Origin of the sequence: Anatilimnocola floriformis, from assembly GCF_024256385.1 — a bacterium.
In the GTDB taxonomy this organism is placed as follows: Bacteria; Planctomycetota; Planctomycetia; order Pirellulales; family Pirellulaceae; genus Anatilimnocola; species Anatilimnocola floriformis.
In genome coordinates this window covers 5250846-5270536 of record NZ_JAMLFW010000001.1, presented here as the reverse complement: position 1 = coordinate 5270536, position 19691 = coordinate 5250846, and the positions used below count along the sequence as shown (strand labels likewise).

Annotated in this window: 12 protein-coding genes; 7 read left to right on the top strand and 5 right to left on the bottom strand. The window is 59.7% G+C overall.

What is annotated here, in order from left to right; genetic code table 11:
* Nucleotide 1 precedes the first annotated feature (1 nt).
* A complete protein-coding gene (locus M9Q49_RS20725; RefSeq protein ID WP_254510741.1) occupies nt 2-3961 on the bottom strand; it encodes a hypothetical protein in 3960 nt (1319 codons plus the stop codon).
* Nucleotides 3962-5183: 1222 nt separating this feature from the next.
* Between M9Q49_RS20725 and M9Q49_RS20720 the strand changes: the two genes are divergently transcribed.
* Nucleotides 5184-6494 carry a DUF1501 domain-containing protein gene (locus M9Q49_RS20720; RefSeq protein ID WP_390844492.1) on the top strand — a complete coding sequence of 437 codons (1311 nt, stop codon included), beginning with the start codon at nt 5184-5186 and terminating at the stop codon, nt 6492-6494.
* 15 nt (nt 6495-6509) lie between these two features.
* Here the strand turns inward: M9Q49_RS20720 and M9Q49_RS20715 are convergent, their stop codons facing one another.
* Nucleotides 6510-10163, bottom strand: coding sequence for a hypothetical protein (locus tag M9Q49_RS20715; protein ID WP_254510740.1), 3654 nt, complete (start codon nt 10161-10163; stop codon nt 6510-6512).
* A 195-nt stretch (nt 10164-10358) separates the two neighbouring features.
* On the opposite strand from M9Q49_RS20715, the gene M9Q49_RS20710 reads away from it, so the two are divergent.
* The 3 genes from M9Q49_RS20710 to M9Q49_RS20700 are packed head-to-tail and all read left to right on the top strand — an operon-like array spanning nt 10359 to nt 15220.
* Entirely contained in the window at nt 10359-11405 is a 1047-nt protein-coding gene (locus M9Q49_RS20710) for an acetylserotonin O-methyltransferase (protein ID WP_254510739.1), read from the top strand.
* Nucleotides 11406-11444: 39 nt separating this feature from the next.
* Complete coding sequence (locus M9Q49_RS20705) at nt 11445-13964, top strand: DUF3656 domain-containing U32 family peptidase (protein ID WP_254510738.1); 2520 nt, start codon at nt 11445-11447, stop codon at nt 13962-13964.
* On the top strand, nt 13964-15220 hold the full coding sequence (locus M9Q49_RS20700; RefSeq protein ID WP_254510737.1) for an MFS transporter: 1257 nt from the start codon (nt 13964-13966) through the stop codon (nt 15218-15220). Before M9Q49_RS20705 ends, M9Q49_RS20700 begins: the two co-directional genes overlap by 1 nt.
* A 42-nt stretch (nt 15221-15262) precedes the next feature.
* Here the strand turns inward: M9Q49_RS20700 and M9Q49_RS20695 are convergent, their stop codons facing one another.
* From M9Q49_RS20695 to M9Q49_RS20685, 3 genes are all read right to left on the bottom strand, one after another.
* On the bottom strand, nt 15263-16420 hold the full coding sequence (locus tag M9Q49_RS20695; RefSeq protein WP_254510736.1) for a cytochrome-c peroxidase: 1158 nt from the start codon (nt 16418-16420) through the stop codon (nt 15263-15265).
* A 62-nt stretch (nt 16421-16482) separates the two neighbouring features.
* The gene (locus M9Q49_RS20690; RefSeq protein WP_254510735.1) at nt 16483-16899 is read right to left on the bottom strand and encodes a hypothetical protein; all 417 of its coding nucleotides are present in this window, start codon (nt 16897-16899) and stop codon (nt 16483-16485) included.
* Nucleotides 16900-16968: 69 nt separating this feature from the next.
* A complete protein-coding gene (locus tag M9Q49_RS20685) occupies nt 16969-17985 on the bottom strand; it encodes a DUF1559 domain-containing protein (protein ID WP_254510734.1) in 1017 nt (338 codons plus the stop codon).
* Between the two features lie 226 nt (nt 17986-18211).
* Here M9Q49_RS20685 and M9Q49_RS36150 point away from each other — a divergent pair, with 226 nt between their 5' ends.
* From M9Q49_RS36150 to trmB, 3 genes are all read left to right on the top strand, one after another.
* On the top strand, nt 18212-18310 hold the full coding sequence (locus M9Q49_RS36150; RefSeq protein ID WP_390844488.1) for a 50S ribosomal protein bL37: 99 nt from the start codon (nt 18212-18214) through the stop codon (nt 18308-18310).
* A 104-nt stretch (nt 18311-18414) separates the two neighbouring features.
* Nucleotides 18415-18945, top strand: a complete 531-nt coding sequence (locus M9Q49_RS20680) for a 3-hydroxyacyl-ACP dehydratase FabZ family protein (protein WP_254510733.1) — start codon at nt 18415-18417, stop codon at nt 18943-18945.
* A gap of 2 nt (nt 18946-18947) precedes the next feature.
* Nucleotides 18948-19622 (top strand): tRNA (guanosine(46)-N7)-methyltransferase TrmB, encoded by a 675-nt coding sequence (trmB, locus tag M9Q49_RS20675; RefSeq protein WP_254510732.1) that lies wholly within the window; start codon nt 18948-18950, stop codon nt 19620-19622.
* Nucleotides 19623-19691: the final 69 nt, after the last annotated feature.

Below are 19691 nucleotides of genomic sequence, written 5' to 3'. Positions count from 1 at the left end.
GCTACTCTTCCTTCGTTGTCCACTGATCGAGCTGCTGCTTGGCTTGCTCGATCGTGAGAAGCACCGGCGGCAGGATGGCAGCGAGATCGGCTTCTTCTTGCCGTTCATGCGTGGGACGCAAAATCTCGTCGACTTCTTCTTCGAGCGCCACCAACCAGGCGGGCACATCCAAGCCGACGCCGGTGGGCTCGCGCGTGAGCGTCGCGGTTTCGAATTCCAGCATGGCAAACTTCGGCGCGTCGCCACCTTGGCGGGCTTCTTCCATGGCCGATTCGACGAGCGCACGAATTCGATCGATCGTCAGCGGCCGCACAAAACGTTCGGCCAGACGATCGGCGACGGTCGGCATTCGCATCGCATATTTCTTCTGCAGATCGGCCAGTCGAGTTAGATATTGCTCGGCTTCGTCCTGGATCCGCTCCGAAAGAGCGCGCCGCCAAACTCGGGCCGCAATGTCTTCGCCACGGCGAACGAGGATTTCGTGCGCGAGCACAACGGGCTTGAGATTCCAACAGACGCGATCATAGCGCGTGCGCAGCCGCAGAAAATCGAGCAACATATACAGCAGCTCGCCGCGGTCTGATTGCGTGGTCGTGCTGTTGTAGTCGCGATACTCGCCGTAGTTTTCGAGAATCGCTTCCAGCACGATGTTCAGCATCTCGGCATTATCTTCGAGAGCCTTCTCGGTGGTTAGATCATCGAGCAGTTTTTGCGGCGCATCGTCGGCGGGTTCTTCCTGCAGGCTCTTCAGCCAGCGAGCCGGTCCCTGATGAATGATTGCGCGGATGTTGCTGAGATTCAAAAATCGCTGCGTAAACAGATCGGCGCCGTATTTCTCGACGAAGGCGATGACCTTCTTCCAGGTCGTCTTGTCGTGCACGCGCTCGAGCACGCTCAGCCGCAGCGTGCGACTGTGCGCGAGCCAGCTGGTGAGCATGCTCTCGGTCAATTGTTCGAGACAAGCGACGAGCGGTTCCGCGGCTTGATCGTCGGTCGTGCCTGGAATGCGCGGCCACGATTGGGCCGAAACGACGAGGCTTTCGACGATTCCCTTGTAACCGATTTTGAAGAGCTCATCGAACTCTGTCACCGCGCCGGGACCAACGGGATGATCGCGTTCCATCTGCCGGGCGACGTCGAGGAGCTGGCACGTCTCGATCCACAAGCCGCAGCGCGGCAACCAGGCCAGCAGATCTTGAATGGAATGCTGACGGGTGCGAACGATGACGATCTCGAGTGGATTGCCACCCTTGCCGAGCGGCACGTAGAGCAATGGCTGGCGGAGCAGCGTTTTGAACAGCAGTTCGCAGGCTTCCTTGACCGCGACTTCATCGCGCTTGAGTAGAGCGGTGAAGACGGCTACGGTCCGCTGGTTTTCTTCTTCGTCTTTTTCAATCGGCTGTCCGGGCTGCAAGGCTGCACGGGCTGCGAGGAGCAGTCGCGCCGCATCGGCCATCTCCACGCTGGTGGCGACCACGCGTTCGAGCAGCGATTCTTTAATCATCCGCCGACGGTCGTACTCGACCATCGAATCGTGATCGCCCGAGGGCGTGGGAATGCGAAAATCGCGAACTTGCGCGAGCAAGCGATCAAGGCCGTTCAGATTGGTCTGCGCTTGCTCGATCCACTTCTGCATCGCCGCCGTGCGCCGCTGCTGCGGCGCACTTTGTTCGGGCGTGGCTTGCTGCTTGATGATCACGGCAAAGGCCGGACTAACGATCGTCTGCTTCCACAACCGAGCCACGGTCGCGAGAAAGGCCAGGCGATCGGCGACGAGCTTCGACTGATGCTGCATCTCGTCGTGCGTATCGTCGCCCGATTCAAAAATGGCTCCATCAACGCCGTCGTCGGTGCTGTCGCGATAGACCATGTCCTCGTAGGCCGAGTCGAAACGGTCTTCGTCCTCGTCGTCGTCCTGCTCGGCGGTGGCCGATGCGGGCCGTTTGCCGTTGCCCAGTTCGAAGGTCGGCACGTTCCACAAACCTTCGGCGTTCGCTTCGAGATAATCGAGAAACTTGCGAGCCGAGTCCCAAGCCTTCAGCGCTGCTTCGGGCGATTCTGCGCTGGCAGCCGTTGTGGCCGTTACCCACCTTTGAGCTAAATCGTGGAACGACGAATCGCCGTGCTCAAGGCCAACCGAATCGGCCCGGCTGAGCCAACTCATCATTAGGGCCATCGAGGCAATCGAATCGCCGCGCTCGAGCAACGAGTCGATGACCATCGCATAGGCCTTCGGCGAATCAAACATCTCGGCGTGCGGCGCCCAAAAACCGACGTCGCCGCTCGATGCGCCACCTCCGTGCCACACTTGCAAGGCCTTGGCGACTCGTTCAGCGGCGCGGAACATGGCGAGTGAATCGATGGCTTCGACGGTCGAAACTTCGTGCGTCGCGAATTGATGCCACCAAGTCGCGGTCTTTTTGAATTGCCGCGAAATTCGGTCGGCAATCTCCGACCGATTGCTGGCAGCCGCTTCGCTCCACACGAGCGAATACAACGTCCAGATCCGCTCCATGAGCGCGACCAACTCATCCGCCCGATGATCACGCACGCTGTTTTCGAGGGCGGGGAACAAACTGAAGTGAGCATCGAAGCCAAGGATGTTCCAAGGATCGATCACCGCGCCGCATTGAATCGCCCGTTTCAGCAGATCGATGATCTGCGGCATGATGTCGGCGGCGGCATCGAGCTTGCCAGCCGCACACGCCAGCTGACAAGTTGTCAGCAAGCAGTCGATCTGACAGAGCATGCGGGCTGATGCACAGGGCACCACGTTGGCTTGCTTGGCGGCAGCCTCGACATGACCAAGCCGAGCAAAAATCCGCGCCAAGTGAACATGCTCGAGTTGCGAAGCCCGCGCGCGAGCCAATTGGGCATTGAGATGTTGCCGAGCGCCACCGAATGGCTGGCGTTTTTGGGCGGCTTCGTTTTTCAATCGCTCGAGATGTTCGCCGCTCGTTCGCTGCAGCAACTGCTCGTAGAACGCATCACGATACTTGGCAATCCGCGGCAGGAGCTTGGCCAGCGTGATCGTCGAATCGTGCGCACCCGGTCCTTCGCCGCTGATGCCCGAGGCCATCAGCACGGTGCCCGCGAGCACGGCGGCGGCTTCGAATTTCAATTCTTCTTGCGGGATCGTCGTGTCTTCGGTCAGCCGCCGCATCAGCGCGTCGAGCGTGATCTGCTGCACGACAAACCGACGGTAAAAACCGTGCTGATCGATCTGGTGCGGATCCCACTGGCCGAAGTGGTAGTTCGGCCGCTTGTTGGCCGGGTGATCGAAGTCATAAGCTCGTGGATCGATGGCAAGTTCTTCCAACCGATGCGGAAAAAAGCAGGCCTGCCGCAGCAGGTTTTCGTCGGTCGTTTCGAGCAACTTCAGTGCGAGTGCGACGACTTCGCGCTGCGGGCCATAGGCCACGCCCGCGCCGCGAATGTACAGCGGCACCGGTCGGCAGAATTCGTGCGGATACGGTTCGATACGCTGCGACTCAAGCGCCGCGACTGGCCGATGACCGATGTAGTCGCTCAGCTGTTTGATCGCCGTCGAAACAATCCGGTCCGATTCTTCCCACGGTGCCCCTTGCCGCAAAACCGCTTCCAGGGCCCGGCCCAGAAAATAGGGCTGAAACAGCGACTCTGCCGTTTGGTGGAACAACAAATCGCGGTGGAAGTCGCGATAGGCGAGCAGCAGCTTTTCGAACGTAAGTTCCAGCACAGCCTGGGCTTGCTGCACGTCCTGAAAGGCCGGATTGGTGCCCACTCGCGACTGCAACTCGACCGTCAACCATTCATACAGACGGATCCAAGTCTCTTCCCCCAGTGAGCGGTGATCGGCCTCCTCAAATAGCTGGCTCAAGCCAGCCAAAAACTGGGGATCCGACGCTCCCGACGAAAAGTTGAGGTACCCGAGGACCTTGTCCAGGGCCACTCGCCCGGCTTCGGTTTCTCGTCCTCCCATTCGCCCACTCCCATCCGTACCAATTACGTAACCACAGCCCCAGCAGCCAATTACGGCCGAAATAACGTCCTTAAATTTGGCCCTTGGGGAAAAACCACTGCCGCCATCGACCACGCAGCGGTAAAGGAGCAACCCACAGGCCAATCCCCTATCGTAGAAAACAGGAGTCCACTTGGTCTAGCGGGTAGAGATCAGGCCGAAGTAAAGGCCGGAGCGGGGCTGACGTCATGTTACGATCGCAATTCCCGTTGAAGCGACTCGGCGATCGGCGCTAAACTGACGCTGCCGCTGAGCCCTTGGTGAATCACAAGTCGTGAATCACCTTTTGCTGGTATCACTGCACAAGCTTGTATGAAACGCCACGCCGCTCCCGCATTTGCCACCTTACTGCTGCTCCTACCAGTGTTGTACGTCGGGAGCTACTTGGCGTTAGTTGTGCCCAGCGGCATCCCTCGCGAATTGGGCGTGGTGTTTGTCCATGGGCACTACATGCGCAATATGACAAGCGATTTTTATCGATTCGCCAATGCACACTCGGCGAAATTCTTCTGGCCCCTAGAACAAATCGACCGAAAACTTAGGCCCGCTGCCTGGTCAGAGATGCCAAACTATGGGCTTCCTGTGGTTCCCATCAGCACCGTGACAAGCAGTTGATTAAATAGTGTATATTTGTATAATTCCCGACGGCATGCCGCCGTGATCGTTGGCAATTTGGTGGAAGCTCGCAATGCAAGTTGGCATAGCTGATCGCGTTTTCTTGACCCAGAGATCGTTCCGCTGTTGAGTGGTGCGATGATCGCGAGTGACTGCTTGCTTTAATTGTTGTGCGGCAGTTCTGGCGACTGTTGTGCGGTAGCCAGTGCACTCAGCGGTTTACGACAATTCAGCTGACGGCAAGTGATTGACTGGTCGGAGCTTCGGCGACGTGGAACGCGCGCAACCAATGCCATGTATGTTGCTATGAAAGTGTTGTAAAAAACTGCGACAAAGACCATCAATCCGTGCGCAAGTATTGACATTTTCGAGACTTCGGACCAACGCGAAATCAGCAAACAACTGTTGTGAAGCTTGTGTTCCGCCAGCGTTAAGGGGTAGATGGTTCCTGAGCGCATCGACCGTGAGTACCGGTGAAACAGCCCTCGAACGCTCGGTTTTGTGGGGATGTTGGCAACTTGTTTTGGTATGCTGAAGGCTTGCCGTCCGTTTTCGAGAGGCCTCTCCGATGTTTGAAATGCAGGGTCGCCGTCAATTTTTGGCTACAGGAGCTGCGGCGGGCGCAGTGGCGACGGCATCGCTGTGGTCGCCAGCCCTTCGCGCCGAAGACAAGGCCGCAGTAGCAAAGCTCGCCAAGGGTCGGGCGGAGCATTGCATCTTTTTGTGGCTCGGCGGTGGCGCGGGGCAGATTGATACGTGGGATCCCAAAGCGCAGGGAGACCCGAAGGCGAAGAAGCCCGGCAGCATGTACCGCAGCATCGATACGGCCGTTGCGGGGACGCAGGTGTGCGAGTATCTGCCGCGGTGCGCGACGGTGCTGGACCGGATGAATATCGTCCGGACTGTGAATCATGAGGTGATCGACGAACACGCAGCCGCGACCAATCGGGTGCATACCGGCCGGCCGACGGCGGGGACCGTGGTGTATCCTTCGATCGGCTCGATTGTCGCCCACGAGCGTGGACCGGCCGGCGAAGGCGTGCCCGCGTATGTGCTGATCGGTTATCCGAACGTGACCCGCGGGCCGGGGTTCTTGGGCTCGAAGTATGGCTACATCTATCTGACCGATACGCAAAGCGGCCCCGTGGGGCTTTCGCGGCCGGCGGATATTTCGGCCGAGCGACAGGCTCGGCGCGAGCAACTGTTGGCCGCGGTGCGCGAGGAGTACGGCGCGGCGAAGAGCGATGAAATCGTCAAGAACTACGACGCCACGATCACCGAAATGCTGAAGCTGGCCGGACCACAATTTGGCAAGGTGTTTCAACTCGATGCAGAACCGGCGACACTGCGAACTCGTTACGGCGGCGAGTTTGGTCAGCGGTGTTTGCTCGCGCGACGTCTGGTCGAGAGTGGCGCCCGGTTCGTCGAAGTCAGCCACAATCTGAACTTCCTCAACGGCACGGGCTGGGATGTGCATAACCAGGGGATGGCCAAGCAGCACGAATTAATCAGCGAACTCGATCACGCGCTGGCCACACTGGTGGAAGACCTGGAGGAGAAGAAACTACTCGATAAAACGCTGATCGTCGTGGCGACCGAGTTTGGCCGGCCGGCGGCCTTTGATGGCGGTGGCGGTCGCGGCCATCACAGCAAGAGCTACAGCATGGTGCTGGCTGGCGGCGGCTTGAAGAATGGCCTGACGATTGGCGCGACTGACGAACTGGCCATGAAGATTGTCGACCGGCCCGTTTCGATTCCCGATTTTCACGCCACCATTTGCTGGGCGCTGGGCATCGATCCGCACAAGGAACTGTATGCGGGTGATCGGCCGGTGCCGATCACCGATGGTGGCCAGCCGATTGCGGAGCTGTTTGCTTAAGAACAGCCCGTTGCCTTACGGCAGAACAACCGGAGGAATTTCGGGAGTGACGTCGGCTTTGGGTTCAGCCGGTTTCATCTCTGTGGCCTTGTCGGCTGGTTTTGCGTCGCCTGGCTGGGCAGGATTGAACTTGGCTTCCGGGCGCTTTTCATAAGACTCCAGGGCGCTGGAGATCGTGCCGGCGAGATTGGTTCCCTGCGTGCTACTACTGCTACTGGAACTCCCCGTGCCCTGCGTGCTTTGACCTACGTACTCGTCGCCGCGCTCCGAGATGACGTAGCGTTCGCGGTAGGAGGCCGTGGGACGACTGATATTGAGCATCACGCCCGTCGTATCGGCGAGCCACTTCGACGCGCCGAAGGCATCGTCGACGCAGCCGTTCGACCACAGGCGGCGAACGGTAACCTTCGGCGTGGAGTAACCTCGCATTTCGCGGTCGCGGATGATCTGCTCGGAGATTTCTGACGGCAGGCCTGGTGGAATCGGACCCATCGTATCTGTGCGAGTGGGAAACTGATTGCCGAACTGATTACGAGGCATTCCGGCACCGACCTGATCGCGAGCCACCAATCGCGCGACGATCGAAGGCGCGAGCGTCTTTTGCTTGAGCATCAACACGCCATGGGCCGCTTCGGATTGGTTTTGATTGACGAAGTAATCGATCGCACGATCGAAGTTGGCTTCGACCGCATTGCGGGCCGAGGCCAGGCCTTTGATGTATTCGGCGGTGTGATTCCGCATGGGGGCCGACCAGGGAACCAGCCCATCTCGTTCGAAGCGAGTTTGTTCTTCTTCCAGCAATGCGATTGCGGCGAGGCGTTCTTCTGCTTTGCCGATGCGGTTACGAACGGAAGCCATGGCTGTGTCGAAACGGCCTAGCAACTTCTTGCGAGCCAACGCGACCATGTCGGAGTGAGTGGTCAGATGCTTCTTGAGGGCGGCTTGCTTACTGGCGTCGAGCTCGATTTCGTCGAGCGGCTTCACCCAGTTACCCTTGGCCACTTCGACATAATTGTTGTAGGGCTGCAGGGCGATCATGGCGGCTTTGTCGGACAGCCGAAAGCGGACCGCGCCGACCGTCCGTTCGAGCTCGATCCAGTCGTTGGTTTGAGCGACCTGATTGAGCGCGAAGTAGTCGCCGGTTGGCGACAGTTCGTGCCAAATGCCATCGATCTGTTCAAAGAATCCGCCCGTATGCCGCCAGACCGTTTTGCCGGCGTTGGTGGTGGCAGCCACGGCAGGCGTTGAGGGCTGCGGCATGCCAGGCATACTTGGCACGTTCGGCGGCGACATGCCGTTCATCTTGCGAATGTGGATGCGCGTCAAGCCTTCGCCAATGAGGCCGTCGACAACCGCGTCGTACTGCACCACTGCTCGCGAGGCGATAATTTCAGTGATAACGGCGGGGAGCCAATCCGAGCTGCCCGAACGATGTACGCGTTCAGCATACACACGCTCACCAATTCGCAATTCGCCGACATTGCTGATGGCAATGCCCGGCGCCGGCGGAGCCGTACTAACGACTTGTCCACCGTTCGCATTGCGCGTGATGGTTACCGTGCCGACCGAAATTTTGGGAACCAGCGAACGCGCCGGCTTGTTCATTTCCCATTCGCCGTCGGTGATCGTCTCGCTGACGATGGTTGGATCCATGCGGGACGGATTTGAAACCGAGGTCCAGCCGAGCGCAAGCTTCACGGGTGGTCCACCCGTCAGCGGCAGCAGTTCGATAATGCCCGGCGTGCGATTGCTCTCGCGATACATGACCACGCCGCGCGTGGGACTTCGCTCGATCCATTGGCCATTCGCTTCGCGGGCAAAGAAGCTTCCCGCACTGCGGAACGACGTGCGAGGGTCACTCATCACGTCGCCGCCATCGCCAGAAAAACCGGCAGCGGTCATCGTCAAGTCGTTCGCGGCCCGCAGCTTGTTGCGCAGCATGTTGCTGCTGAGCGCAGGCTCGACTTCGATACCCAGCGTCGCCATCAACTGGCAGGCCGAGAACTGGTCCGAATTGCCGCGCACGTAAGTGTAGTGCAGCAGCTGCGCCATCACCGCTTGATAATAGATTCGGTCGTAGGCCTCGCTTCCGACGCAATCTTTGGCGAGCGCGAGCAGGCCGTCGGCATGTTCCAGCAACTTGGCAGGGAACTCGTCGACGTTGTTGATTTTGTGTACTCGCCCTTGGGGCTCATTGGCATTGGGCCGCCCCGGGATGCAGAGCGTGGCCAGCAACTTGCCCGAGAAATTGAGCGACACGCCCTGATCTTTGTACCGCTGATCGACAGCATCGAAACGCGAGATGGCCGAACGGCGAAACGCGGGTAACGTACCATCTTCCAACGTTGTAATCTCGTTGGAGAGTTGCTGCGCGACGGCAAATTGATCGCGCGACAAATTGCGATCTGCCGGCCGCTGCGCCATGGTGCGCAGTTTCCCGAACACCGACTGCAGAAATTCCAAGCTCTCTCGCGCTGCAGCGCTGGCAGTCTGCAACGAGGCGCCAGAGACCTCGGGCTGCGCCAGACGATCGGGACTGGGCGCAATCGTTGGTGGCTGAAATCGATTCGGGCCTGGCCCACCGCCGAATCCTGGCCGCGCTACCGGTCCGGGCATCGTTGGTTCGAGCGAATCGTCGCCAGAATCGGTGGGATCGTTGTTGTTCGGCCGGGTGAAGGTTTTTGTGGGTGTTGTTTTGCCAGTTTGCGGCGGCGTGGGTGGCACGACCGTGTTCGTCTTGGCAACCGGCTTGGGAGTGCTTGGCTTTGCCTTGGCCGGGATCGTCTTCACGATGACTTTGGGAGGCGGCCCATTGCCGGTGAGACCGTTCACTAGATCACTACGGCCGATCATATAGAGCACGATCACGCCGATCGCCAAACCGCCGACGCCGCCGCCGATGATCTTCACCAGTTCGAGGACGGGGTTCTTTTCCTTACGGCGTTCGGCGTCGTTTGCCGTGCCAGAAGGCTTCAGATTGACTTGCTCGGGAAGCGGAAAATCGGCGATCGGCTCGGGCTGTTGTGGCGGGCTAACCGGCATGGGGGCAGGACGCAGCGGTTGCGGCGGCGCCATCGTTTGAGCCGGCGACTGCATCGTTTGCAGCGGCATTGGCCGTTGCTGCTGCATCGGCTGCGCCTGATGCAGCTGAGGTTGATGCATTGGCGTTTGATGGACTGGCTGCGGCGAGTAGTGACTCGGTTGCTGCGCGGGATAGCCCGGTTGCTGTGGCACCCACTGTTGTGGCTGCGGTTGCATCGGGTTGGGCTGCATCGGCCCCGGCATGTGCTGCGCGGTTGGCAACGCTTGAGCCGTGGGCAAGACGCGGGCTTGCGGCATCTGCGGTTTTGCAGCAGCAGGTTTCGGGGCGGTGGCGGCCCGGAGCTTGGCGTCGTAGCGTTCTCTGGCACTCGGATCCAACAGCACGGCGACCGCCGCGGAAACCTCGTTCAGCAAAGCCTGCGAATGTGCGACGTGAGCGCTCGTCTGCTTGGTTTTGAGGTGCGCGATCTGACGATCGGCTGCTTCCTCAATCACGCGAGGATCGGCTTCAAACAGCGGTACACCGAGCAGCCGATAGTGATTTGGCGGCTGTTCGGCTTTGGGAATGCTGAGCCAAATTCGATACGGATCGAATTCGTCTTTGTTGAGATCTGGCGGGTTGCTCACAAAATGCCTCGGTCGGCGAACCTCCGAAAGATGGCAGCTTCTAGCATAAGCGTTGCGGGGGTCGTTACAAGTTTGAAATGAAGGGATTCAGCAAAACTTATTGTGGTCGCGAACGTCAAGTAAAATTTCGCTGAAAATACCTGGATTGCGGCTGCTATGATGGCCCACAATCATTACCAATTGCTGGAGAAGACGATGCCGCCCGGACTGCCGTTTCCTGCCCTCGATCCTACGCCCTTGTTTGAGCATTTTCGCGGCGTTTACGCCACCGAATTGCTGACGGCCGCCGTGGCACATCTACGCCTTTTCGAGATTCTGGGAGGCGGCAGCCTGTCGTCGGCTGCATTGCAAGCAAAGTTAAACATCGCCCGTCGGCCGTTTGTAGTCTTAACGACTGCGCTCCGGGCCATGGATGTATTGCAGGTTAAGGATGATAGCTGGTCGCTCACGCCGCTGGCCCGAGAACATTTGATTGCTGGCGGACCGCATTTTGTCGGCGATTACATTGGCCTGGCCGCGGAAAGTCCCGGCGTGAAGGAGATGGTCGAACGATTGCGCACCAACCGCCCTGCCGGCGCGACGGCCGACGATGGCGGCGCGGCCTTCATCTTTCGCGATGGCCTGGAATCGGCGATGGAGCGCGAATCGTCGGCCCGGCATCTCACGTTGGCCCTGGCTGGCCGGGCGAAGAACGTCGCGCCGCACCTAGCCAATGTCGTTGATCTGTCGCAGGCTCAACTGCTGCTCGATGTCGGCGGCGGCACGGGGATTTATAGCATCGGCCTGTTGCTCCGTTATCCACATCTCAAGGCCATTGTTTTTGATCGGCCTGAAGTGCTGAAGATCGCGGCCGAATTTGCCACTCAGCATGGCGTGGCCGATCGGCTGACCTGCCAGCCGGGCGATATGTTTGCCGATGCCCTGCCGACCGGCGCCGATGCGATTCTGCTCTCGAATATTCTGCACGATTGGGATGAGCCGCAGTGCGCGGAACTCGTCAACCGCTGTGCTGCGGCACTTCAGCCGCTCGGCCAATTGCTCATTCATGACGTATTTCTGAACGACGAACTCGACGGCCCGCTGCCGACGGCGTTGTACTCGGCCGCTCTCTTCACGCTCACGGAGGGGCGAGCCTACAGTGCTGCGGAATACCGCCAGTGGTTGGTGGCCGCCGGACTGCAGCCGCACGCGGTGCAACCGACCCTAATTCACTGCGGAGTGCTCGCCGGTAGTAAGCCTTAGCGGTTGCCCATGTGCCTACTTCGCAAGTAGGCTGGGTGGATGACTTCGACTCGCATTATCAACGCTCCTGAATTGCTCGCGCCGGCCGGCGATCGCGACTGCATTCGCGCTGCCATTGAAAATGGCGCCAATGCGGTTTATTTCGGCCTCGATTGCGGGTTCAACGCGCGAGCCCGGGCCAAAAACTTCGCAGTCGAGGACCTGCCCAATATCCTCCGCCAACTTCACGGTCGCGGCGTGAAGGGGTACGTCACGCTCAATACGCTGATCTTCCCCAGCGAACTCCCCGAAGTCGAACGCCACGTCATCGAACTCGCCGAAGCAGGCGTCGATGCGGTGCTGGTGCAAGATTTGGGATTGGCTCGATTGATTCGCGGCATTTGTCCGCAGCTGGCCATTCACGCCTCGACGCAGATGACGCTGAGTAGTGCCGAATGCATTGCTGTAGCCGAGGAACTGGGCATCGAACGGGTCGTGCTGCCGCGCGAACTTTCGCTCGATGAGATCCGCGACATCCGCGAGCGTAGCACAATGCCCGTCGAAGTTTTTGTGCATGGCGCGCTGTGCGTCGCATATTCCGGACAATGCCTGACGAGTGAATCGCTCGGCGGCCGTAGCGCGAACCGCGGCCAATGTGCCCAAGCCTGTCGTTTGCCATACGACTTGCTCTGTGACGGCAAGTTGGTGGAAACCGGCGATCAGAAATATCTCCTCAGCCCACAAGATCTCGCGGCTTACGATCTTGTTCCGGAACTCACCAAGCTGGGCGTTTGCTCGCTGAAGATCGAAGGTCGGTTGAAGACGCCCGAGTACGTTGCCAATATCACGCGCCACTACCGCGCTGCCATCGATGCTGCCGTGGCCGGCAATGTCGCGAAGTTTTCGCCGCAAGAAGTCGAGGAGATGGAGCTGTCGTTTTCGCGCGGCTTCTCGCCCGGCTGGCTGCAAGGCTGCGATCACAAGATGCTGGTGCCCGCCCGCAGCAGTGACAAGCGGGGCGTGTTCCTCGGCACGGTGAAAGCCGTGCGGCCCGGATACATCGCGGTGCAACTGGCCGCCTCGATCAAGCGCGGCGACGGCGTCGTCTTTGACTGCGGCCGCGCTGAAGACGATCAACAAGGTGGTCGCGTCTTCGAAGTCTTCTACAAAGGTCGTTCGCTCACCGACCCGATCAGCAGCGGCGTGGTCGAGCTGACGTTCGCGCACGGCGCGTTCGATTTCGCCGAAGTGCAAGTCGGCCGCGAAGTCTGGAAGACCGACGATCCTGAACTCACGAATCGCTTACGCAAGACCTTTGCGCCAGGAGCAATCAATCGCCGCGCGCCGGTTGATTTTGAAGTGCAGGCCACCGCCGGCGAAACGCTGCGTGTTACGGCCCGAGTCGACCAAGTTGCGATCGAAATCCGATCGACCGAGCCGCTGCCAATCGCGCGGCAGCATGTGTTGAATGAAGAGACGCTGCGTACTCAACTGGGCCGACTTGGCAACAGCCCCTTCGAACTCCGCGACCTGCAAGCCACGATCAGCGGCAACCCGATGGCGCCGCTCAGCGTCCTCGGCAAAGTGCGTCACGAAATAATCGAGCGACTGACGGCTGCAATCGAAGCCGTTCCTCAGCGGCGGATCGCGAGCGAATCGGTTCTGGCCAATTTGCGATCTGCCCTGCCGGCTCACGAAGCTCCCAGCAGCGAGCAGCCGGAGTTGCACGTCCTGTGTCGCACGTTGCCGCAGTTGAAATCGGTCCTGCAGCATGAAGTGCCGAGCGTATACGTCGACTTCGCTGATATCCGCGAGTATCGCGAAGCCGTGCAAGTCGCTCACCAGCACAACGCAAAAATCCTGCTCGCCACACCGCGAATTCAAAAGCCGGGCGAAGCAGGAATCTTTCGTGCGCTGGCCAAACATGGCGCCGATGGCATCCTCGTGCGCAATCTCGCCGGTCTGCGATTCTTTGCCGAACAAGGTTTGCCCGTCGTGGCCGATTTTTCGCTCAATTGTGCGAACGAACTCACTGCCAATTGGCTGCGTGAACAAGGCGCCGGCCGGATCTCGCCGTCGTACGATTTGAATCGCGAACAACTCCTCGAGCTCGTCACAGCCGTGCCGGCGAACTGGCTCGAGTGCGTGATTCACCAGCACATGCCCATGTTTCATATGGAGCATTGCGTCTTTTGCGCGATGCTTTCGCCAGGGACGAATAAGACAAACTGTGGCCGCCCTTGCGATGAACATCAGGTTGCCCTCCGCGATCGGATGGGCGTCGATCATCCGCTGACCGCCGACGTTGGTTGTCGTAACACGCTCTTCAATGCCGTGCCGCAAAGCGCCGCCGAAGTCGTGCCGACGCTCCTCACGCAGGGCGTGCGACATTTTCGGGTCGAGCTGCTCGATGTCCCTGGCAGCGATCGCAAGCTCGGCGAAATGCTGCAGCTCTATCGGCAACTCCTTCGCGGTGAAGTCACCGGCCGAGAAGTTTGGAGCCGCCTCGCCGCCTCCAACCGCGTGGGTGTCACCCGCGGCACGCTCGAAGAACGCCGTCATCCGCTGGCGATTATTTGATGAGCGACCAGCCAGAATCACCGCAGCGTTGGACGCAACTCTTCTGGCTTTCCACCTGCAACTTGCTGGCGATGACGCTTTGGTTTTCGGTCAGTGCAGTTGCCCCAGCGTTGAAGACCGCCTGGGAATTATCCCCGCTCGAACAAGCCTGGCTGACGATCAGCGTGCAGCTTGGATTTGCAGCCGGAGCGCTCGCGAGTGCTGTGTGGAATCTCGCCGATCGCTGGCCAGCGCCGCGGTTGCTCGCTCTCTGTGGGCTGCTCGGAACTTTGTTCAATGCTGCCATCGCGATTGGGATCAGGAACGATTTCGCCGCGACGCAATCCGGGTTCCTCGTGGTCTTGCTGCTGCGAGCCGCGACCGGTGCGATGCTCGCCGGCGTTTATCCCGTTGGGATGAAATTGATGGCGTCGTGGTTTCGCCGCGGCCGAGGTTTTGCCATCGGCGTGATGGTTGGCGCGTTGACGATTGGTTCTGGGGCCCCGCATCTGCTGCGTGCTTTGCCGCTCGATTCGCTCGCGGCGGCCGAAACCTGGCGGCTTGTTTTATTGGCTTCTTCGGCTTGTTCGTTGCTCGCTGCCGTGTTCGGTTTGGTTTTCATTCGCACCGGGCCGTGGTTGCCGGCGGCTTCGAAGTTTGATTGGTCGTACTTTCTGCGGATCTGGCAAGATGTGCCGCTCCGCCGGGCAAACTTTGGTTACCTCGGCCACATGTTCGAGCTCTACGCCATGTGGACGTGGGCGCCGCAGTTGCTGCGCGATGCCTACGAGCGCGCCGGTCATTCGCCTGCTTCCGCGGCGTTCGCTTCCTTCGCCACCGTCGCTAGTGGCGTGATCGGCTGTGTCGCTGCCGGACAATTTGCCGATCGCCGGGGCCGGTGTTTGACGGCGCTTCTCAGCCTCGTCGTTTCCGGCGGCTGCGCCCTCATTGCCGGCAGTCTCACACCTTGGCCTGCGATCCTCACGATCGTTTGCATCCTGTGGGGAGTGAGCGTGATCGCCGACAGCGCCCAATTCAGCGCCGCCGTTTCAGAGCTTTGCGACCCGCGTTACGTCGGCACCGCCCTTGCGATTCAAACTTGCGCCGGCTTCCTCCTCACGCCGCTCACCATCGCCATTTTGCCACTGCTGCAACAATCTCTCGGTTGGCCGCTGGCCACCGCGCTGCTTGCTGCCGGGCCGCTCTTCGGCATCTGGCACATGGCACGCCTGCGGTTCTCGCCCGCCGCCAGCAAAATGGCGGGTGGGAAGGGCTAGTCAACGTGCCTGCTACCGTCACGCGCACTCGCTCCACATCGACTATTTCGGTAGCTTCCATTGCTCGGGACGTGGGACGCTGCTCGAAAGCGAGCGGAGAAACTCGACCAAAGCTTCCTGTTCGGCGCGAGTTAGCTTGAGGTCGGTTAGGGCAGCTCGTTCGCCGTCGCCACCCTTCACAAGCCAGGCGACCGTTTCTTCCACGCTGCCGAATCGGCTGTTGTGCATGTAGGGATGGGTGTGGGCCACATTGCGAAGAGTGGGCGTCTTGAACGCGCCGAGATCTTCGCGTTGCTTGGTGATCGCGTAGCGCCCCGGATCATCGTTGGGTGGCTCGACGCCTAGGTTGTGAAACGATTCGTCCGTGAAATTGGGGCCGCTGTGGCAGCTGCTGCAGTTGGTCCGTTCGCTGAAGAAGAGTTCCGCGCCGCGGCGAGCTGCGGCGCTCAAGGGTTCGCGTTCGGCTCCAGCCCGCGCCTCGGCGAGCAACTCCTGCTCTTCCTCTGTCAAAGTGCCAGGCTCACGGGCCGAAAGTTCGCGCAGCACGACGTCGTAGTCCCAGGGCGAAGGGGCGGTGACCAGCGTGCACTGGAAAGCTGCGAGCGCATCGCAGGCGTTTTCGAAATCGACTTTGCCGAAAATCCGCTCGAACTGCAGGCGATATCCTTCGTGCTGCTGCAGCATCGCCACCACGGCTTCAGGCGTAGTGTTCATCTCAGCAAAATCGAGGATGGGGGTCGGCGGCACGTCGCGCAGCGATTTCGCATGGCCGTCCCAGAAATGGTTTTCGCCGAGGATTCGGTTGATCACCGTGTTGGGATTCCGCAGCCCTTGCTTGGGGCCGATCGCGTTCGAGAAGCTCTCTTCCTGATGGCAACGGCTGCACGACATGCCAGCGTCGCGGCCCATTCTTTGATCGAAAAACAGCTGCCGGCCGAGCTCGATTTTGGCCCGCGTCAACTCAGGCAGTTGACCGTGATCCGCCGTATGCAGGCCGAGCGGCAAACAGTATTTCAGCGGCTGATGAACTCGCTCATCCTGCAGCCAGAACTTGACTTGGGCCGGCGTGAGTTCTTTGTCCCCCGGCATTCCGGACACAAGCGATGCCGACCCGAGCACGACCTTTCCGGCGCGCAGCTCGTCGTGAAATTCCAACGGCGCGGCGGCGGGCTTGTCGCAACCCGTCCATGCCAGAGTCAATCCGATTACGGCAATGAGTGCGAGGCGCACCTCGCTGCGCGGATTCGACGAGCCTGCCATCATCAGTTGCGATCGAGCACAAAATCGAATTGCTTTTGGCCCTTGGGGCCAACCGTGGCGGTAAGAGGTGTGGAAGTCGCCAAGTTGTATTTGCCTGGGATCAGCGAATCGGTCTTGCCGTAGGTCTTCAAGATCGTCAGCGTCACCTTATAGTCGCCAGCGCGAGCGCCGTCGTTCGATGTCTTCGACGTGAGCCGAAACTTTCCCTCGGCATCGATCTGACCGGCTGCCGGAGTCTTGCCCATTTCGTCGTTGTTGGCTTTTACCGGCTCGAAGCGAATCGTGGCGACTTCACCGTGCGGGATCGTCCCATCGCTGAATTTCACGGTGCCCGATACGGGATACATCGTGTCCTCACCGCTGCAGCCTACGAGCAGGAACAACGCCATCGTGCCAGTCAGATACAGGAGAGGTCGCATCATGTTTCCTAGGATCAGAATCGCTTCGAGTAGTTTTTAAGCAGGTCTGTAACGTCGGTGCGACTCGCACTAGAACGTGCCGGCCTTGAGCGGTTGGCCCTGTTCACGCGTAATCAGGCGATCCCAGGCCGACTGCACGGTGCAAGCGCCGTAGTTGCCGGCCGTTTCAATATTCTCGCTGATGAATTGCACGCTGCCATCGCAAATTCCGATGACCGTACCGCCCGGATGCAAACTGCGCGTCGCGGCTTGGTAACTGGGGCAGCCGTTATGGCATTCCATCCGCTGCGCTTTCAGCAGCGCGTTCCCTGCCGTGTAGAAGAGAGAGCAGCCTTCGACGTCATCCGAGTCGATATCGACGGCATTGGGACCATAAGCATCGCCGCCACAGCCATGCCAGAACATAGCGCTCGCGCCCGCAGTCCCGAGCGCCCACGTGCCGCGGCGATCATTCTCAAACAACCCAGAACGCAATTCACCCAGCATCAGCGTCTGGCTCAAGCCGTCGGTAACTTCAGCGAGGCGGCTGGTAACGTTCCAACCCATCACACCGGTGATATTTGGCTCGCCCCAATGACCGTTAGCGTTTGAATCGAGCTGCCAGTTGAGCCCGCTGGAACCGTAGTTGCCGCGCGCCCAGTTGTCACCTTCATTGGCGTCGATGCCGACAAATTTCCGGCGGTTGAAACCATCGGTTGGGCACAACAGAGCCTTGATCGTAGTGCCCCGCGGTTCCCGGTTATTCGCATGCGAGATCGGCACCGTCAGATCGAACTTCTGAAACAGCGGCTGCTGCTCCATGAAGGGAAGGATCGAGATGATCCAGTTCGGGCCATGTTTGCGGCTAGATTCGGGTGCCTCGCCTTTGGGAAACTGAATGCCCACCGGCAAGCTCTTGTAGGTGTCTTCGTAGTTGAGGCACGCCAAGGCGAGTTGCTTCATGTTATTCGAGCAGGAAATCCGGCGAGATGCTTCGCGGGCAGATTGAACTGCCGGCAGGAGCAGCGCCACCAGCACGCCAATGATGGCGATGACCACGAGCAGTTCGACGAGAGTAAACCCGCCGCGGAGAGATCGAATGCGCATGAGAAGAACCAGCAAGGTGGAGAGGGAATACTTTTGCATCGGCCAGGAGGGGCGCGACTGGTGCTTGATAGTAGCGAAAATCGGCGGATTTGCAACTTTTTGTATTACAACTTTGCAGCCCACTTCAGCCTTGCTTTCCCCTTCCCCAATTTCCTGCCTCGTGGTATTTTGAGGGATTCCAATTTTGTCACCATTCTCAGCCACTCTATTTTTCAAGTAGTCTGTCATGGCCAAGCCCCATCGTACGAACAAAAAAGCCAATCACGGTAAGCGTCCAGCCAATGGCAAAGCCAAGCGCGCCAAGCGAAAGCTGGTCCGCACCTAGTCGGCGTTTCTGCCTTCCGTGCCGCTGTTGCACGCAAAAAAGCGTCACGTAGAAGACACTGCGCACAACTGTCCGGATCGTCAGCGTTTGGTAAGGGTAACGCTGTGCCCCAGCAAGAATTCTTGTACGACATCTCCAAGCTCGATTTCAGCCGCCACGTGGCGACGCTGGAGGAGATTCGTAAGTACAACCCGCAGCGCCACGAGATGGAGCAGCTGTCGGGCGTCGTTTATGTCGACGAAACGCAGTACCTCAGCGTCGGCTATCGCGACACCACGAAGGACGACTTTTGGGTCCGCGGCCACTTTCCGCAGCTGGCCATCATGCCGGGCGTGGTGATGCTCGAATCGATCGCCCAGCTGTGCAGCTTCGTCACCCAGCGCTATGACTTGCTGGGCGCCGAAGTCGTCGGCTTTGGTGGGCTCGAAAACGTTCGCTTTCGCGATGTGGTTTTCCCCGGCGAACGCTTTATCGTGATTTCGAAACTCGGCAAGGTCCGCCGCGGCGGGATGATCATCTGCCAGTTTCAAGGGATCGCGGGCGATCGCTTGTGCATCGAGGGAACGCTCAAGGGAGTGCCGATTCCGGTTTCTTCGCTGCAGAAATTGCAGCAACAAGCTGCGGCGAAGGGTTGATCGTGGGACGCCGCGCTCTTCCCAAAATCGATCCCACTCTGGATCTGGCCACGCACCTGGTCGAGACCACGGACGTTCCCAAGCCGTTCGATCCCGTCGCCATGTTCGGCCGCAGCGCTCCGCTCGAAGTGGAAGTCGGCAGCGGCAAAGGCCTGTTCATGCTCAGCGCCTCGGGCGCAAATCCTGAACACAATTTCTTCGGCATCGAAGTCGCCAAGAAATATTCCCGCTTCGCGGCCTCGCGATTGTCGCGCGCTGGGCGGACCAATGCGAAAATGGCTTGCGGCGATGCCCTCGCGTTTTTTCGCGAAGCGATTGTCGATAGCTCGCTGCACGCGGTCCACGTTTACTTTCCCGATCCGTGGTGGAAGAAACGCCATCGCCGTCGTCGCGTGCTCAACGAGTCATTCTTGCAGGATGTCATCCGCACACTGATCCCCGGCGGCAAGCTCCATTTTTGGACCGACGTCGAAGAGTACTATCAATCGACGCTCGAACTGATCGCGCAGTTGCCGCCGAATCCCGCCGGCAAATTGCAGGGGCCCCTGGCCGTGCCCGAAACGCCCGCCGAGCACGATCTCGACTTCCGCACCCACTTCGAACGTCGCACGCGCTTGCACGAGCTGCCGGTATATCGCTCGGAGTTTCTGAAGGAAGCGGCAGGCGCTGGGAACTAGGGACTGGGAACCCTGGTAAACTCTAGTACCAATTCGCCCGCATTTCCCCAGCCCCAAGTCCCCAGTTCC

Coding starts and splice junctions, on each gene's coding strand:
- M9Q49_RS20690 (WP_254510735.1), bottom strand. CDS start 16,899: ATGCGACCTCTCCTGTATCTGACTGGCACGATGGCGTTGTTCCTGCTC.
- M9Q49_RS20720 (WP_390844492.1), top strand. CDS start 5,184: ATGTTTGAAATGCAGGGTCGCCGTCAATTTTTGGCTACAGGAGCTGCG.
- M9Q49_RS20705 (WP_254510738.1), top strand. CDS start 11,445: ATGACTTCGACTCGCATTATCAACGCTCCTGAATTGCTCGCGCCGGCC.
- M9Q49_RS20700 (WP_254510737.1), top strand. CDS start 13,964: ATGAGCGACCAGCCAGAATCACCGCAGCGTTGGACGCAACTCTTCTGG.
- M9Q49_RS20710 (WP_254510739.1), top strand. CDS start 10,359: ATGCCGCCCGGACTGCCGTTTCCTGCCCTCGATCCTACGCCCTTGTTT.
- M9Q49_RS36150 (WP_390844488.1), top strand. CDS start 18,212: ATGGCCAAGCCCCATCGTACGAACAAAAAAGCCAATCACGGTAAGCGT.
- M9Q49_RS20685 (WP_254510734.1), bottom strand. CDS start 17,985: ATGCGCATTCGATCTCTCCGCGGCGGGTTTACTCTCGTCGAACTGCTC.
- M9Q49_RS20725 (WP_254510741.1), bottom strand. CDS start 3,961: ATGGGAGGACGAGAAACCGAAGCCGGGCGAGTGGCCCTGGACAAGGTC.